The following is a 2,111-nucleotide window of genomic DNA, read 5'->3' as shown; positions in this document are numbered from 1 at the left end:
TATTCCCTACAAGCGGGAAAAGACGCGGCGCCGGGTGCGAATCTGCTAACCTTTGCGCATCCATTATTTTTTGAAAGGTCCACCATGTCCGATACCCGAGCCAGCGTAGAAGCGCAAGAACAATTGGTCTCCGACATCAAGGCCGTGATCTCGGACGCCGAAGAAATGCTGTCCGCCACGGCTGACCAGGCCGGCGAAAAAGTCGCTACCTTGCGTGCCCGCGTGCAGGCCCGCCTTCACGATGCCAAAGTGCGTCTGGGCGACGCCGAAGCCGTGCTCGTCGCCAAGACCAAGGCCGCCGCCAGGGCTACCGACGCCTACGTCCACGAGTCGCCCTGGACCTCCATTGGTGTTGCCGCTGGCGTGGGGCTGCTGCTGGGCCTGGTCATTGGCCGTCGCTGAATTGCGGGTCGGTTTTCAGGGAACGATCCGCTTTTATGGCCCATGAATCGGGCGGCTCCGGCCCGCTGGCCGCGCTAAGAAACATCGTGGCCACCGTGCTGGGCACGGTTCAGGTGCGGCTGGCGCTGCTGGCCAATGAAATCCAGACCGAAAAGCACCATGCCCTGCAGCAGCTGGTGCTGGGTTTGGCGCTGGCGTTTTGCGTGGGCCTGGGCGTGCTGCTGGCCGTGGCGCTGGCGGTGATCCTGTGGTGGGACAGCCGTGTCTGGGTGGTGGGCGCATTCACCCTGCTGTTTTGGGGTGTGGCCGGGTATTTGTACACGGCACTGCGCCGCAGCAACGCGCAATCCACCTCCCCGTTCGAGGCCAGCCTGGCCGAGTTGCAGGAAGACCTGCGCCAACTCAAGGCGGCCGCCGGCCATGAAAAATAGCCTGCTGGAACTGCATCAGCAGCGCGGCCGGCTGCGCGAGCGCATTGCCAGCCAGCGCGCCACCCTGGCGCAGCAGCTGGTGCCGCTGCAAAATGCATCGGATGCCGGCCAGCGCATCGTGTCGCTGGTGCGCGGTGCCGTGGCCTACCTGAAAAGCCACCCGCTGCCGGTGCTGCTGGCGGTGTCGGCGCTGGTGCTGCTCAAGCCGCGCCGCGCCTTGCGCTGGCTGGGGCGCGGTGTGGCGCTGTGGCGCAGCTGGCGTGCGCTGCGTGCCTGGGTGCCGTCGTCGCTGCTGGGCCGCTGGCTGCGCTAAAGCCCCGTTACCTCAGGCGCCCAGTGGCGCGGCGCGGGCCGCATCAAGGTGGGCCTTGACGCGCTGCGCCAGCGCAAAATCGCCGGGCGTTTCAGGCTGCCAGGCCGGCACGGCAAGGGGCTGGCCGTCAGTGTCAAGCGCCACAAACACCACCAGGCATTCGGTGATGGTTTCCATCTGGCCGGTTTTCAGGTCGCCGCTGCGCACTTCCACGGTGATGTTCATGCTGGTCCTGCCGGTATAGGCCAGGCGGGCTTGCACCTCGACCAGATCGCCGATCATGATGGGGCGATGAAACCGGATGCTGCCCACCGACACCGTGACGCAGTAGCGCTTGGCCCAGCGCGTGGCGCAGGCGTAGCCGGCCTCGTCTATCCATTTCATGACGGTTCCGCCATGCACCTTGCCGCCAAAGTTGACGGTGTGGGGTTCAGCCAGGAAACGCAGCGTGATGGAGGACATGGCGGGTGTTTTGTAAAGGTTGGACGCCCATTATCGGGAAAACAGCATGCCCGCCGCAGGCTTTTCTTTTAGCGCCAGCCGGCCAGCACCAAGGCGGCGAGGTCAGAGCAGGCGCGCCAGGTAGCGCCCGGTGTGGCTGTCCGGGTTGGCCGCCAGGTCTTCGGGCGTGCCCACGCCGACCACGGTGCCGCCGCCGGCGCCGCCTTCGGGGCCCATGTCAATCAGCCAGTCGGCGGTCTTGATGACGTCCAGGTTGTGCTCGATCACCACGATGGTGTTGCCCGCGTCGCGCAGCTGGTGCAAGACTTTCAGCAGCAAATCGATGTCGGCAAAGTGCAGGCCGGTGGTCGGCTCGTCGAGGATGTAGAGCGTGCGGCCGGTGTCGCGCTTGCTCAGTTCCAGCGCGAGCTTGACGCGCTGGGCCTCGCCGCCCGACAGCGTGGTCGCCGCCTGGCCCAGCTTGATGTAGGACAGGCCCACGTCGAGCAGCGTGTGCAGCTTGC

Annotated in this window: 4 protein-coding genes and 1 pseudogene; 3 read left to right on the top strand and 2 right to left on the bottom strand. The window is 65.9% G+C overall.

Annotated elements, in window-relative coordinates; all coding sequences use genetic code 11:
• The first annotated feature begins 84 nt into the window (after positions 1–84).
• The 3 genes from IV091_RS00890 to IV091_RS00880 are packed head-to-tail and all read left to right on the top strand — an operon-like array spanning position 85 to position 1,146.
• Positions 85–402: a DUF883 family protein gene (locus IV091_RS00890; protein WP_293464087.1), complete on the top strand. Its 318-nt coding sequence runs from the start codon at positions 85–87 to the stop codon at positions 400–402.
• 35 nt (positions 403–437) lie between these two features.
• A complete protein-coding gene (locus tag IV091_RS00885) occupies positions 438–833 on the top strand; it encodes a phage holin family protein (protein ID WP_293464086.1) in 396 nt (131 codons plus the stop codon).
• Positions 823–1,146, top strand: a complete 324-nt coding sequence (locus IV091_RS00880) for a YqjK family protein (RefSeq protein WP_293464085.1) — start codon at positions 823–825, stop codon at positions 1,144–1,146. Before IV091_RS00885 ends, IV091_RS00880 begins: the two co-directional genes overlap by 11 nt.
• A gap of 12 nt (positions 1,147–1,158) precedes the next feature.
• Here the strand turns inward: IV091_RS00880 and IV091_RS00875 are convergent, their stop codons facing one another.
• Both IV091_RS00875 and IV091_RS00870 read right to left on the bottom strand, forming a co-directional pair.
• Entirely contained in the window at positions 1,159–1,608 is a 450-nt protein-coding gene (locus IV091_RS00875) for an acyl-CoA thioesterase (RefSeq protein WP_293464084.1), read from the bottom strand.
• A gap of 102 nt (positions 1,609–1,710) precedes the next feature.
• Positions 1,711–2,111, bottom strand: a pseudogene (locus tag IV091_RS00870) (excinuclease ABC subunit UvrA); the annotation flags it as partial.

Origin of the sequence: Polaromonas sp., assembly GCF_018780625.1 — a bacterium.
Classification (GTDB): domain Bacteria; phylum Pseudomonadota; class Gammaproteobacteria; order Burkholderiales; family Burkholderiaceae_C; genus Polaromonas.
Note: the sequence above shows the minus strand (reverse complement) of the source record. Positions and strands in the feature narration are given on the sequence as shown.

Excerpts from the sequence above, each read along its gene's own strand:
- IV091_RS00890 (WP_293464087.1), top strand. The coding sequence starts at position 85 with ATGTCCGATACCCGAGCCAGCGTAGAAGCGCAAGAACAATTGGTCTCC.
- IV091_RS00880 (WP_293464085.1), top strand. The coding sequence starts at position 823 with ATGAAAAATAGCCTGCTGGAACTGCATCAGCAGCGCGGCCGGCTGCGC.
- IV091_RS00875 (WP_293464084.1), bottom strand. The coding sequence starts at position 1,608 with ATGTCCTCCATCACGCTGCGTTTCCTGGCTGAACCCCACACCGTCAAC.
- IV091_RS00885 (WP_293464086.1), top strand. The coding sequence starts at position 438 with ATGGCCCATGAATCGGGCGGCTCCGGCCCGCTGGCCGCGCTAAGAAAC.